This is a genomic window from Streptomyces sp. NPDC012827, from assembly GCF_042900905.1.
GTDB lineage: Bacteria > Actinomycetota > Actinomycetes > Streptomycetales > Streptomycetaceae > Streptomyces > Streptomyces gulbargensis.
The window spans coordinates 57,732-70,045 of sequence record NZ_JBIBBY010000014.1 but is presented as its reverse complement, the minus strand read 5'-3'; the positions used below and the strand labels follow the sequence as shown (position 1 = coordinate 70,045).

10 protein-coding genes, 1 pseudogene and 1 riboswitch are annotated in these 12,314 nt (G+C 71.1%); of the genes and pseudogenes, 4 read left to right on the top strand and 7 right to left on the bottom strand.

Annotated features, from left to right (window positions below; genetic code table 11):
- Positions 1 to 128: 128 nt before the first annotated feature.
- A pseudogene (locus ACFY60_RS27880) lies at positions 129 to 461 on the bottom strand (acyl-CoA thioesterase); the annotation flags it as partial.
- Positions 462 to 619: 158 nt separating this feature from the next.
- Positions 620 to 768, bottom strand: a riboswitch (cobalamin riboswitch).
- 274 nt (positions 769 to 1,042) lie between these two features.
- Between ACFY60_RS27880 and ACFY60_RS27875 the strand changes: the two are divergent.
- Together ACFY60_RS27875 and ACFY60_RS27870 are read left to right on the top strand one after the other, a co-directional pair.
- The gene (locus tag ACFY60_RS27875) at positions 1,043 to 1,516 is read left to right on the top strand and encodes an ATP-binding protein (protein ID WP_388616293.1); all 474 of its coding nucleotides are present in this window, start codon (positions 1,043 to 1,045) and stop codon (positions 1,514 to 1,516) included.
- 181 nt (positions 1,517 to 1,697) lie between these two features.
- Positions 1,698 to 2,201 carry a MarR family winged helix-turn-helix transcriptional regulator gene (locus ACFY60_RS27870; RefSeq protein ID WP_388616290.1) on the top strand — a complete coding sequence of 168 codons (504 nt, stop codon included), beginning with the start codon at positions 1,698 to 1,700 and terminating at the stop codon, positions 2,199 to 2,201.
- 10 nt (positions 2,202 to 2,211) lie between these two features.
- Here the strand turns inward: ACFY60_RS27870 and ACFY60_RS27865 are convergent, their stop codons facing one another.
- The 5 genes from ACFY60_RS27865 to ACFY60_RS27845 form a co-directional block, all read right to left on the bottom strand.
- A complete protein-coding gene (locus tag ACFY60_RS27865) occupies positions 2,212 to 3,399 on the bottom strand; it encodes a PP2C family protein-serine/threonine phosphatase (RefSeq protein WP_388616288.1) in 1,188 nt (395 codons plus the stop codon).
- On the bottom strand, positions 3,377 to 5,224 hold the full coding sequence (locus tag ACFY60_RS27860) for a PP2C family protein-serine/threonine phosphatase (RefSeq protein WP_388616285.1): 1,848 nt from the start codon (positions 5,222 to 5,224) through the stop codon (positions 3,377 to 3,379). Before ACFY60_RS27860 ends, ACFY60_RS27865 begins: the two co-directional genes overlap by 23 nt.
- Positions 5,221 to 5,475: a hypothetical protein gene (locus ACFY60_RS27855; RefSeq protein ID WP_388616282.1), complete on the bottom strand. Its 255-nt coding sequence runs from the start codon at positions 5,473 to 5,475 to the stop codon at positions 5,221 to 5,223. Before ACFY60_RS27855 ends, ACFY60_RS27860 begins: the two co-directional genes overlap by 4 nt.
- Positions 5,476 to 5,923: 448 nt before the next feature.
- Positions 5,924 to 6,223 (bottom strand): STAS domain-containing protein, encoded by a 300-nt coding sequence (locus tag ACFY60_RS27850; RefSeq protein WP_388616279.1) that lies wholly within the window; start codon positions 6,221 to 6,223, stop codon positions 5,924 to 5,926.
- Entirely contained in the window at positions 6,223 to 10,386 is a 4,164-nt protein-coding gene (locus ACFY60_RS27845) for a SpoIIE family protein phosphatase (protein ID WP_388616276.1), read from the bottom strand. The genes ACFY60_RS27850 and ACFY60_RS27845 overlap by 1 nt, the downstream gene beginning before the upstream one ends.
- A 489-nt stretch (positions 10,387 to 10,875) precedes the next feature.
- On the opposite strand from ACFY60_RS27845, the gene ACFY60_RS27840 reads away from it, so the two are divergent.
- Positions 10,876 to 11,235, top strand: coding sequence for an STAS domain-containing protein (locus ACFY60_RS27840; protein ID WP_388616274.1), 360 nt, complete (start codon positions 10,876 to 10,878; stop codon positions 11,233 to 11,235).
- A 48-nt stretch (positions 11,236 to 11,283) separates the two neighbouring features.
- Here ACFY60_RS27840 and ACFY60_RS27835 read toward each other — a convergent pair whose 3' ends face one another.
- Positions 11,284 to 11,499, bottom strand: a complete 216-nt coding sequence (locus ACFY60_RS27835; protein WP_388616271.1) for a hypothetical protein — start codon at positions 11,497 to 11,499, stop codon at positions 11,284 to 11,286.
- Positions 11,500 to 11,618: 119 nt separating this feature from the next.
- On the opposite strand from ACFY60_RS27835, the gene ACFY60_RS27830 reads away from it, so the two are divergent.
- Positions 11,619 to 12,212, top strand: a complete 594-nt coding sequence (locus ACFY60_RS27830; protein ID WP_388616268.1) for a TetR/AcrR family transcriptional regulator — start codon at positions 11,619 to 11,621, stop codon at positions 12,210 to 12,212.
- Positions 12,213 to 12,314 lie beyond the last annotated feature (102 nt).

Here is a 12,314-nt window from a genome sequence, read left to right as displayed (position 1 = left end):
CTCGGCGCTGCGCCGAGGCGCGTGACGCCCTCGGGGCCGGCCCGGGCGAAGAGAATCCGCCCCGGCCGGCCCGTCACCGCCTGCTGAGGGCGGTGTCAGTTCACGCCCGGCAGGGACACGTCGAGCGCGGGGACCGGACGCGGGGATCCGTCGGCGTCGACGGCGACGAAGGTCAGGAACGCGGTGGCGACCTCGGTGGCGGGTCCGGCGCTGTTCCACCGCTCGGCGGTGACCCGCACTCCGACGGTCATGGACGTCCGGCCGGCACGTTCGAGTCCGGCCTCGACGCTGAGAAGATCCCCGGCCCGGACCGGGGCGAGGAAGGTCATGCGGTCGACGGAGACGGTGACCGCGGGGCCGTCGGCGTGCCGTCCCGCGGCCGCGGCGGCGGCGTCGTCGATCAGCTTCATCATCACGCCGCCGTGGATGGTGCCGTAGAGGTTGGTGTCGTGCTCGCTCATGATGTGGGCGAGGACCACCCGGGAGTCGTCCGGCGTCTTCACCGGGCGGGACACGGGGGCGGGGCTGGTGACGGTGGGATCGGCCACGTCAACTCTCCTTCGCGAGTCGCGGCAGGGCTGTTCCGCACGCCACGGGTACCGGCGTGCGGGCAACGGGCAGGTCTTCGGACTCGCGGGCACGCCCTCCCCGGAGGAGGACATCTACTGGCCGTCGCTTCCCAGACCCGCCGGGTCCAGTGCGTATGACGGCGGTCGTTCCCGCTCACCGCTGCGGGGCAGTCCCGGATTCCCACCGGGTTCCCTCTTACGACGCCCCCGACCTCCCCGGAGCCGTACGGGCCATGGGGTGGACGGGGGCGAACCAGCTGCACGCCCACCCTACGCGCCCGTGCCCCGACGGAACGGGAGAGGGCGGACACGAGGGCACGGTGGGGGTCCCGCCGGAGAACGCCGCCGAGCCGCGCCCCGACGCGATCGAGGTGCCCGTCACCGCAACACATGTCGCCTCCATGCGTCTGCGCTGTGAAATCCGGGGTAGGCGGGGCGGGACATGCGTGCGGACGGTTGCGAGGCGGACCGGAATGAATCAAACGGCAGGTGGCGAGGGCGGGCTCACGCGGGTGGCGGGCGTGAGGCCGGTGTCCGCGGTGTTCGAGGGCGACGACGACATCGCGCTCGCCCGCGATCTGGCCGGCGACTTCCTCACCGATGTGCAGGCGGTACACGGTCTGCCGGTGTCGGGGCGGGCGATGAGCATGGTGCAGCTCGTGGTGAGCGAGCTCGTGACCAACGCGCGTAAGTACGCGCCCGGGCCCTGCCTGCTGGATCTGCGCGTCCGGGGCGGTTCGGTGGAAGTGACGGTGTGGGACAGCAACCCCACCCCGCCGGCGATCCTCGGCCCTGACCCCTTCCGCATCGGCCAGCACGGATTGGAGATCGTCATGGCCGTCAGCGAGAGTTTCGCCGTCCATCGCGAACCTGTGGGCAAGCGCATCACCACGTCGATCGTGCTGGCCGACGATCCCGGAGGGGCCGCGGCGGGTCGCCAGCCGTGATCGGCGCCGTCGCTACGCCGCAGGTGGTGGGGAGCGCACGGCGGGGGCCGATTCCGAGCCGCGATCGGCCTGAGCTCCTACCATGGCCCGACGCGGCGATGCGTGCGGGGTGCCTTGCCGGGTACCGCGTCCATGAGGGTGCTGTCCCTCCAGGCAGGCGATTGCTGAAAGCGATGGGTTCGTGACTCGTCTCGGTGACACAGGGGACGACCAGACCAGGGGAACGGGTGGAGACCCGTTGTCCCGGGCGCTGGAGATCACCGGTGCCGTCGACGGACTGGCGCACCTGTGGAGCGCGGCCAGCCAGAAGGCCAGCCTGCGGCTGTCGCGACACCAGCTGCGTGCGCTGAAGATCCTGCGGTCCGAGCCGGGGGCCAACCTGACCACGCTGGCCGAGCGGATGGACATAACGCTGCCGACGGCCAGCCGGCTGTGCGACCGGCTGGCGGCGGCGGGGCTGCTGGAGCGGGTGCTCCACCCGCACAAGCGCCGTGAGGTCCAGCTGAACCTCACGCTGCACGGTCGCCAGGTCCTGGACGAAGTGGCCGAGCACCAGTCGCGGGCGCTCGCCGAGGTCCTGGCCGCGATGGAGCCGGCGGAGCGGGACGCGCTGGGCCGAGGACTGAGGGCCTTCCTCGCAGCTCAGGACGGCGCCGCCGGATGGCCGGCAGGCGACAGGGACTGACCGCGGCCCCTCAGGCGGGCCGGCCGCTCCAGTCCAGGCAGACCACAGCGGCGTCCGCCATCAGCTCACGGCTCCCGTAGTGCTCGAAAAGCCCGGAGACGACGGCCCGCGCGGTTTCGTGCGGCGGCGCGGGGCGAGTGGCGCCGAGGAGCTGGCGCAGGACGCGCTCACCGAACAGATCGCCCGTCGCGGAGCGCGTGGCGTGCACCCCGGAACTGACGACGATGAGACGGTCACCTGGCTCGAGGTGGAACGTCTGTTCCTGGTAGGGGGTCTCCTCGAACATCCCGAGCGGGAGCTGCGCTTCGAGCTCGATCCGTTGCGTACGGCCGTCCCGCTGGTGGAACAGCTGGGGGGAGCCGGCGTCGACCGCCCGGACGGTGCCGGAGACCAGATCGAACCGGAGCAGCAGCGTGGAGGCGTAGACCTTGCCGCCGTACTGGGCGTAGATGGCTTGATCGGCGAGGCATGCCTGGTCGGCCAGGCCTATGCCCGCGCGGCGGGCGTTGCGCAACGCCCCGACGGCGAGACCGGTCAGCAGAGATGCCTCGATGCCCTGTCCCATGCCGTCGGTGACGGTAAGAGTCAGATGGTCCGCGCCGGTCGACCAGTCGAAGTTGTCCCCACCGATGGAATAGGCGGGTTCGAGATGCGCCCCGATCGTGTACTCCTCCCGGGCGCACCCCCGCCCGGGAAGGAGCTGCCACTGCATCTCGGCGGCCAGGGTGAGACGCCGGGTGCGGCGCGCCTGGAGATACAGGTCGGTGTCGCGGTCGGCGGTGACCACCTCGTGACCCAGGGCCGTGGCGAAGGCGCCGAGCTCCAGCACGTTCTCCGGGTCGGTACCGCCGGTGGGCAGCCGCACCGACAGCACGCCCAAGCGGTCCCCCCGCACGGTGATGGGCAGATGCACCAGGTGCCCGGCGTGGTCACGGAGGACCTCGATCACGGGGCTCTGCTGCACGAAGGCACTGCCGGCCGGACCGTCCTGGGCAGGAACCGATTCCGCCGTGTACGGCAGGTGGGACACCGGTTGGAGGACGCTCAGGCTGTAGTCGGCCAGGAGAAGCGTCACCTCTTGCGCCCCGGCCTGCTCCGTGAGGATCCGGCGGGCGGTGGGGAGCAGCGCATGCGGAGCGGCCGCCCGTAGCTGAGCTTCCGCGGACGGAAGAAGGTCAAAAGCTTTCACGGCATACACCCTCTCGCCCTATGGCATCCACGCTACCGCGAGAGAACGCCCCGGAGGAGAGACGCTGGGAAGGAAGAAGCACCGCGTTCCCCTCGACATCAGGCTCCCCGAATTCCGAGGCGTGGCACATCAGCAGGCAGACGTCGTCGTCCCGTTCGGAGTCGTGCAGGAGTTGTTTGAGTACGTTGTCGGCCGCGGCGTTGAGGTCCTGTTCCAGTTCGGTGGTGTCGAAGGCGGCCATGGAGCGGGCGAGGCGTTCGATGCCGGGGTCGATGCCGTCGGCGCGGCGTTCGACCAGTCCGTCGGTGTAGAGGACCAGGGAGGAGCCCGGGCCCAGGTCGGCCCGGTGGTCCTGATACGTGTACGGGACGGGGAGCCCCAGCATCACACCGGGCTTGGCGTCCAGGACGCGTACGGAGCCGTCCGCGGCGCGCACCACGGCGGGCGGATGGCCTGCGGACGCCCAGATGATCTCCGTCCCGCCCGGCTGGAACCGGGCGATCATCGCCGTGGCGTACAGCTCCGGCTGGAGGTGCGCGAGCATGCGGTGAAGCTTCGTGAGAATGGCAGCGGGGCTGCTGTCTTCGACCGCGTAGGCGCGCAGCGCCGTGCGGAGCTGGCCCATGACGACGGCGGCATGCATCCCGTGGCCGGTGACGTCTCCTATGACGGCCAGGAGGCCGCCGTCGGGCTGGAGGAAGGCGTCGTACCAGTCGCCGCCGATGTTCAGGCCGCGGGTGGCGGGCAGGTATCGGGCGGCCAGGAGCAGGCCGGGTGGGTCGGGCAGGTCGGTGAGCTGGGCGCGTTGCAGGGCTTCGGCGGTGTCGCGGTACTGCTCGTAGCGGCGGGCGTTGTCCAGGGCGATTCCGACGCGTCGGGCGAGTTCGACCAGCATGACCGCGGTGTCGGCGTCGAAGCGGGGGCCGGGGGCGGTGAGGGTGATGACGCCCAGGAGGCGGTGGGCCGTGAGGGGGATGGCGAGGAGTGGCCGGTCGGGGGAGAGGAGGGAGGGGGGAAGGTCGTCCGTGCCGGGCAGGCCGCCGGGGTGGGCGGCGGCGTGTTGAGGACGGCCGGTGCGGGCGGCCGTCAGGGCCGCCGAGCGTCCGCGTTCCTGAGGCGCCTGGGCACCGCCGGGCTCCGGACCGTCCTCGTCGAAGAGCCAGACGTCGAGGTGGGCGGCGTACTGCGGTACGAGCATGTCGGCCAGGCGGCGCAGGACGGCGGTGGCGCTGAGGGAGGCGGTGATGGCGGCGCTGGCGTCGGCGAGGAAGGTGAGCAGCCGGCGGGCGCGTTCGGCCTCGGCGCGGGCGGTCCGTTCGGCTTCGAGCAGCTCGCGCTGGGCCACCGCCGCCGCTTCCAGGTCGGAGTGGAGGGCCAGGACGCCCTGGTTGGTCTTGTGCAGTTCCTCCTCGTGGAGCCGTACGAGATCCTCCCGCTCGTCGAGGAGGCGCAGCACGGTCGCGGTGGTCTCGTCGGCGCGCAGCAGGGCCTCGGACAGGGGTGAACCGGCCCGCAGGCGGCCCCTGGCCGACCGATCCGGCAGGGCGCACGTGACGGTCGGTACCTCCTGTGTGCCTCGTGGGGCCCCGGCGGGTCGCACCCACACGTCGAGACCGCCCCCCTCGACCGATGTGCTCGGCCGTACGCGGATCAGCAGCTCCTGCTCACCGCCGTGGTCGAGACAGTGGCGCAGCCGCGCCGTCAGGGCGGTGAGGAAACGGGCGCGCTCCAACGCCGGAGCACCGCCCTCGGTGAGGATCCGGTCGAGGGCGGCGCGGGCCCGGGCGGCGTCGGCGAGCGACGCCAGCTTCCGGACGTGAGTGGTCGCGGTCATGGACTCCCATCCGAGGGGGCAGGGGCCGGTACGGCCACGCAGGTGTCGTCGCGCTCGGGGCGCGCGGCGCTGCCGGCGTCGCGGTCCGGCGCGCCGTGCGGGGCGAATGCGTGGGACAGGCGCCGGCAGGTGCCGAGGCCGGCGCCGAGGGACGCCCGGGCGGTGGTGGAGCCGTCCCGCAGTGCGGTGGCGACGCGGACGTCTCGGACGCGGGTGGAGTCCTGTACGGGGATGTCCCCGACTCTGCTCATGGGGTGCCTGTGCGGCGTGTGGGCAGGCCGGACACCCAGTCGTGTGACGACCACGGCCGTCGAGCTGCTGGAAGGGCTGGAAGCCTTCTGCTCCGCCGCCGCGACGCAGATACACGGCGTCACCCCCGACGCGGCCGGCCGTACAGCCCGAACAACGCCCTGCGGCGCTCGAGCCACCGGCGCCTCACGATGCGGGTGGCAAGCACACGGAGGCGTCTCCGCCCACCGGAGCATTCCTGGTCCTTCCCCGTACCCGACTGACCCGCATACTTTCTTGTCTCATGGCCATAGTTGTCAAACGGCAAGCATTCGGTCGAATCGCGATACGGCGACTCCCCGGGACCGCCTCGTACGTCCCGCTCGCGGTACTCCGACCGCCGGCGCCTCGGCCGCTAGGCCGTGTCTTTCGGATCTTGCCGGGCTCGCGGCGTGATCCAAAAGACACGGCCTAGTCGTCGACGTGAAGGCCGTGGACCGTGGTGAGCTGGGTGAGGCCGGAGATCTCCAGTACAGGCGCCAGCAGGGGTGTCGCGATGAGTTCCATGCGATCGGAGTGGCGGAAGAGTACGTTCAGGCCGGCGCTGTCGAGGTACTCGACAGCGGTGAGGTCGATCACGAGCGGACCCTGGATGGTCTCGATGGCCTCGGCCAAGGCGTCGGTGTTGCTCATGTCGATGTCACCGACAGCCGTCAGCTGAACGACGCCGTCAGGTCGCCGACTGCGGGTCAGGGTGAGAGGGGTGGACATCAGGCGATCCTCGCGTGCATGTCGACGGTGGTTCCCGTGGCGTCGGAGGTGATGGTGACGTTCTGCATCAGAGCACGCATCAGCATCATGCCCCGGCCTCGGTGGGCGCTGAGTTCGGGCTGTGGCGTCTTCCACCGACCGGAATCGGCGACGGTCAGGCGGAGGTCGTCGACCAGGGCTTCAGCGCGCAGCCGGACGTCCCCGGGCGCGTCCCGGTGGCCGTGCTCGATGGCGTTGGCGCAGGCTTCCCCTACCGCGACCAGGATGTTCTGGGCCGTGTGCGGAGGCAGCTCGCACCGGTCCAGCCAGGTGCGCAGAGCATGTCGGACGGGCGCGAGCTGCGACGACTCGGCGGGGAAGTCCATCTCCAACGGCGCGGGGTGGCGGTAGAGGAGCAGGGCGACGTCGTCGTCGTAGCCGCCCTCGGGCGCGAGCTGGGCCATCACCCGGGTGGCGAGGTCGTCGACGGCCACGTTCCGGCCGGCCTTGACGGCTTCACAGGCCCGGTCGATGCCGACGTTCAGCGACTGGCGGCGTCGTTCGACGAGGCCGTCGGTGTAGAGCAGCAGCGTCGAGCGCGCCGGGATGGTGCAGGTGCCCACGGGCCGTTCGGTGCCGAGGCGCACGGCCAGCGGAATGGAGCGTCCTTCTTCGAGGAGGTGGGTGGTGCCGTCGGGGCGGGCGAGGATGCCGGGCGGGTGCCCCGCGCTGGAGTAGGTGAGGCGCCCGGCTTCGGGGTCGAGGACACCGCAGAAGACCGTGGTGCACAGTGCGCCGGGAACACCGGCGGCGAAGCGGTCCAGCGCCATCAGTGTCCGGGCGGGACTGGAGTCCTGCAGAAGCAGAGCGCGGCAGGCACTGCGCAACTGCCCCATGACGGTGGCCGCTTGCAGGCCGCGGCCGACGCAGTCGCCGACGACGATGCCGATGCGCCCGTCGGGCAGCGTGATGGTGTCGTACCAGTCACCGCCGACCTCCAGGGGGCGGGTGGCGGGCTCGTAGCGGACGGCGAAACCCGAGGGGAGTCGAGCGGGTCCGAGGATGGCGCGCTGGAGCGCGAGAGCCGTCTCGCGCTGCTGGTCGATCTGGTGGGCGCGGGTCAGACCCTGCGCGAGCTGTCCGGCCAGCAGGGACAGCAGCAGCTGGTCCTCCTCGGAGAGGCGGCGCTGATCACCGAGATCGATCCACACCACCATCGGGCCGTCGGGATGGTCGAGGGTGATGCCCGCGCCGGTGGCGTCGTCGATCGGGGTGAGGGGGGGTTGGTCGAACCAGGCGGTGAGCTTGGCGCGGCGTTCGGCGGGCAGGTCCTGCCAGCGTGTCTCGGCTTCGGCGACCGTGAGGTCCGGTTCCCGGGCGGGGCGCGACACCGCCGCGAGGACGCACGGGGCGTTCCAGAGGTGCTTCAGCTCCGTCAGAGCGCCCCTGAGAGCCTCCGGCAAACTGGTGGCCTGGGTCAGTCGAACGGCCAGTGACGCCTGCGCGCTCTTGCGCTGGATGGCGTAGTGCTCGGCGGTGACATCCCGGAAGGTGCCGACCGTCACCTGACGTCCGGTGTCCGGATCCTGCGCCTTGTTGAAGGTGGCGGTCGCCCACACCCGGTGCCCGTCGTGATGGGTGACGGGGACGGTGTAGGAGCCCTTGGGGTGGTTCATCAACTGGGCGAAGGCGGCGGTGACCTGCCGATGTGCGTCAGGGTCGGCGTCGGCGTCCGGCCACCAGGGGTGGACCGGGCGGTAGGGCAGGCCCTCGGGCCCGTAGCCGAGGATGTCGCTGAAGGCTGTGTTGATCTCGATGACGGCGCCTTCCTCGTCGCAGACGAAGAACGCTTCCTGCAGGGAGTCGACCAGGGCGGTGCGCCAGCGGGCCTGGTGGCTGCGCAGTCTGGCCAGTTCGACGCAGGCCCGCACGCGGGCGAGCAGCTCGGCTGCCGAGAACGGCTTCACGAGGTAGTCGTCGGCACCTGCCTGCAGGCCCTCGATGGACGCCTCCTGACCTGCCCTGGCCGACAGGAGCAGTACCGGCACCGAGGCGGTCCGGGGGTCGGTACGCAGGGCCGCCACCAGGCCCAGGCCGTCGAGGCCGGGCATCATGACGTCGCTGATCACCAGGTCGGGGGCGTCGGTGCGGATCGTGTTCAGCGCCGCCATGCCGTCGTTGACGGCGTCGACCCGGTATCCGGCGCCGAGGAGGAGGCGGGTGAGGTACTCGCGCATGTCGGCGTTGTCGTCGGCGACCAGGACGCGGGCGGTGACGGCCGGGCCGGAGATGTGCCCCGGCCCTTCGTGGGACGTCGCCATCGCCGGTACGTCCGGAGACGCATCCGACGGCAGCCACCGCAGTGCTTCCTGCACATAGGGTTCGGCCGCGGACGGCTGGTGGCCGTCCTCGGCCTCGGCCGGGACCAGCGCGTCGGGGGGCAGGTGGGCGGTACCGAAGGGCAGGCGGACGGTGAAGCGGGTTCCTTCGCCTTCGGTGCTGTCGGCGGTGATGGTGCCCCCGTGCAGAGCGACCAGTTCCTTGACCAGGGCCAGGCCGATACCGCTGCCCTCATTGGACCGGGAGCGGGCGTTCTCGATGCGGTGGAACCGTTCGAACAACCGGGGCATCTCCTCGGCGGAGACGCCGATGCCGGTGTCGGCGACGGTGACCACCGCATGGGTGTCGTCGCCGCGCACGGCGACGCCGATCGCACCGTCGAAGGTGAACTTCAGGGCGTTGCTGAGAAGGTTCAGCACCACCTTCTCCCACATGCCGCGGTCGACGTGGACCTGCTGGGCCAGCGGCGGGCAGTCGATACGGAAGTCCAGACCGGCCTTGTCGACGGCCGACCTGAAGACACTGGCCAGGTCGGCGGTGACCTGGGGGAGATCGACGGGCTCGTAGCGGGCCTGCATGCGGCCGGCTTCGATGCGGGAGAAGTCCAGCAGGGAGTTGACCAGCTTGCCCAACCGGAGCCCGTTGCGGTGGATGACGTCCAGTTCTTCCCGCACCTGGTCGCCGGCGCCGGCCAGCCGGCCGCGCAGTTCCTCCACGGGCCCCATGATCAGGGTCAGCGGTGTGCGGAACTCATGGCTGATGTTGGAGAAGAAGGTGGTCTTGGCCCGGTCGAGCTCGGCCAGCTCCTCCGCCCGCCGCTGCTGCGCCTCGTAGCTGCGGGCGCTGGCGATCCCGGAGGCGAGATGGCCGGCGGTCAGCTCCACGAAGCCGCGGTAGGCGTCGTCGAAGACGCGGTACCGATTCAGCCCGGCCACGAGGAAGCCGTACGGAGCGCCGCCCTGCCGCGGCAGCGGCGTCACCAGTGCCCGCACGGGCGGCTCCGGCCAGTCTCCGCCCGGCAGGCCGGTGAACGGTGCCCGGTCGAGCGGCATCAGTACGGACTCACCACGCGCCGGTGCCGCGACGGGCCACACGCTGCCAGCGCTGTCGGCCCGCAGGACGGCGGGCGCCATCGGGTGTCCGGCGGGCAGCCCGGTGGTACCGGCGAGCTCGGCCGTGCCGTCGGGCCGGAGCAGGTAGGTCAGGGTGAAGGGCAGGTCCCGCAGATTGCGGCGCAGCTGCCGGCCGGCGAACGCCAGCACTTCCCGTTCGGTACGCACCACGCTGGGATCGGATCCGAGGTCCCGCAGGGTCGCCATCCGGCGTTCGCCCAGGACGCGTTCGGTGTCCTCACTGACCACGCACAGCATGCCGACCACGACGCCGGAGTCGTCGCGCAGCGGGCTGTAGGAGAAGGTGTGGTAGCTCTCCTCCGTGTACCCGGAGCGTTCCAGGAACAGCAGCAGACTCTCGTCCCAGGTCGCCCGGCCCGTGGTCATGACCGTGTCGATGCGCGGACCGATGTCGTCCCAGATCTCCGCCCACACCTCGCTGGCCGGGCGCCCCAACGCCGAGGGGTACTTCCGCCCCAGGGTGTCGCGGCGATATGCGGCGTTGCAGAAGAACGTCAGCTCCGGTCCCCACGCCATCCACATGGAGAACCGGGACGACAGAAGGATGCTCACCGCCGTCCGCAGGCTTTGCGGCCAGTGCTCGGGCGGGCCCAGCGGGGTCGCCGACCAGTCCACACGGGCCAGGTCCCCGCCGACCTCCCCGTCGGCGTCGAACACTCCCATCGTGGCTTCAGCCCCCGGCTCGTGAGCACTGCCTTCCGTACGCGCCATTGCACCCCCTTTCCCCACACCCCGACGGGCATGCGCGGCGAAGCCGCTCCCCTCGCCTGCCGCGCGCCCCGATCATCGGCGGACAACAGGGAAGAGAAGGGACATCCCGCGCCGCCACGTGAGACGATCCGCAGCGACGCGCAACGGGGGGCGGGTCGAGCGACCGCGACATTTTCGTAGGATAAGCCTGCCGGGCGTGCGTACGCGCAGGGCGGGCAGGCGGCCTGCCGGGGGGACGGGGGAAGGATGACGGTCAACCCTATGCGGGCTGCCCAAGTGCGGCTTTCGGCCCAAGAGATGCGGCCGGCTCCGTCGGCCGAGGACGAACGGGAGCATCCCGTCCCGGAGGCACGTCCGGCTCGCACCGCATACCCGGCCCAACGCCGCCGGAGCCCTCCTGTACGTCCTCGGCGAAGGAGTCGGTGAAGGCACCACGCTCCTCCACCCGGCCGTTTCCACTCACGTCGACGACCACATCCAGGAGACTCGGTGACCGACCTCGACCACACCCTGATCGTCACGCCCCGGCAGATCCCTTCGGGTCCCTACGTGCTGGAGGTGACGGGCGGGCTCGACTACCACACCGCTCAGCTCCTGACCGCGGCCATCAACGACGCCCCGCTCCAAGGGCAGGGCCTCGTCATCGACCTGTCCGGTTTGACCTACTGCGACTCCACCGGCATCACCGTCCTCGTCATCGCTTACCAGAAGGCGCGAGCCGCCGACTCGACCTTCGGCCTGGCCGGAGTCAGCCCCCACCAGATGCGCGTCTTCCAGGTGGTCGGCCTCGATCAGATCTTCACGTTCCACGCCACCGCCGAAGCGGCCGCCTCGGCCCTGCGGCCCTGAGGTCTGCCGCGCATTCCGGGCGGCCGGTGGAAAGGTCACCGCACCAGGTCAGTCGCCGGTCGCCTTACGAGCGTGGTGAGCCCGGCTCGCGATGATCGCGCCGGACACGACGGCCAGTACGTACACGGTGATGCTCGCGGCGAAGCCTCCTGGGAGCCGGCCCAGCAGGCCGGCGTTGTCGTGGTCGGCGAGCTGACGGATGGCGCCCTGGGCTCCGATGACGAGCAGTGCCATGCCGAGCGCCTGGTAGATGCCGTATTTCATGGGATCCTCGCAGTCCGATCGCGTTTTACCATGCGGCTGCACTGTAAACCGACAGTGCCCGTTTTCACCATGCGATCGCATGGTGAAGATGCGAAGACGGCGAGGAAGGCGGCGGTACCGTGCCGAAGATCGTGGATCATGAGGCGCGCAGGACGCGCCTCGTCGAGGCCGTCTGGTCACTGGCCGTGCGCGGCGGCATCGAGCAGGTGTCGCTGCGTAAGGTCGCCGAGGAGGCGGGCGTCTCCATGGGCCAGATCCAGCACTACTACTCCTCGATGCAGGCCCTGATCCGCGACGCCCTCGACCGGGCCGTACGGGCCGTCAACGCCACCATCGAGAGCGCGGTCACCGCCGCCGGCACGACCGGTCCGGAGGGCGTACTCCGCGCCTGCCTCCACGCGCTGATCAGTCCGGCCGAGGAGAGCACCCGGCTGATGCGCTTCGCGTTGGCGGCCGCGGGCCGGGCGGTCTCCGATCCGACGATGGCCAAGGTCCTGGCGCCGGGCGACGACGAGCTGCTCACCTTCACCGCCGGCCTCATCACGGCAGCCCGGGAGCAGCGGGGCAGCAAGCCGCGCTCCGAGGAACGCATCGACGCCGACATCTGCTGGTCCCTCGCCACCAGCCTCGGCGTGGACGTCGCCCTCGGCTACCGCACCCCGGAAGCGGCCGAACGTCTCCTCGACCACCACATCGAGCAGGTCCTTCGCTGAAGACTGCGCAGCGGACCTCGCGCGGCACCCCCTGCCCGGCGGGCTCCGGCCCCTCGCCCCGGGACACCGGACGGAGCCGGGCAACGCCCGGTGCCCGAGGGC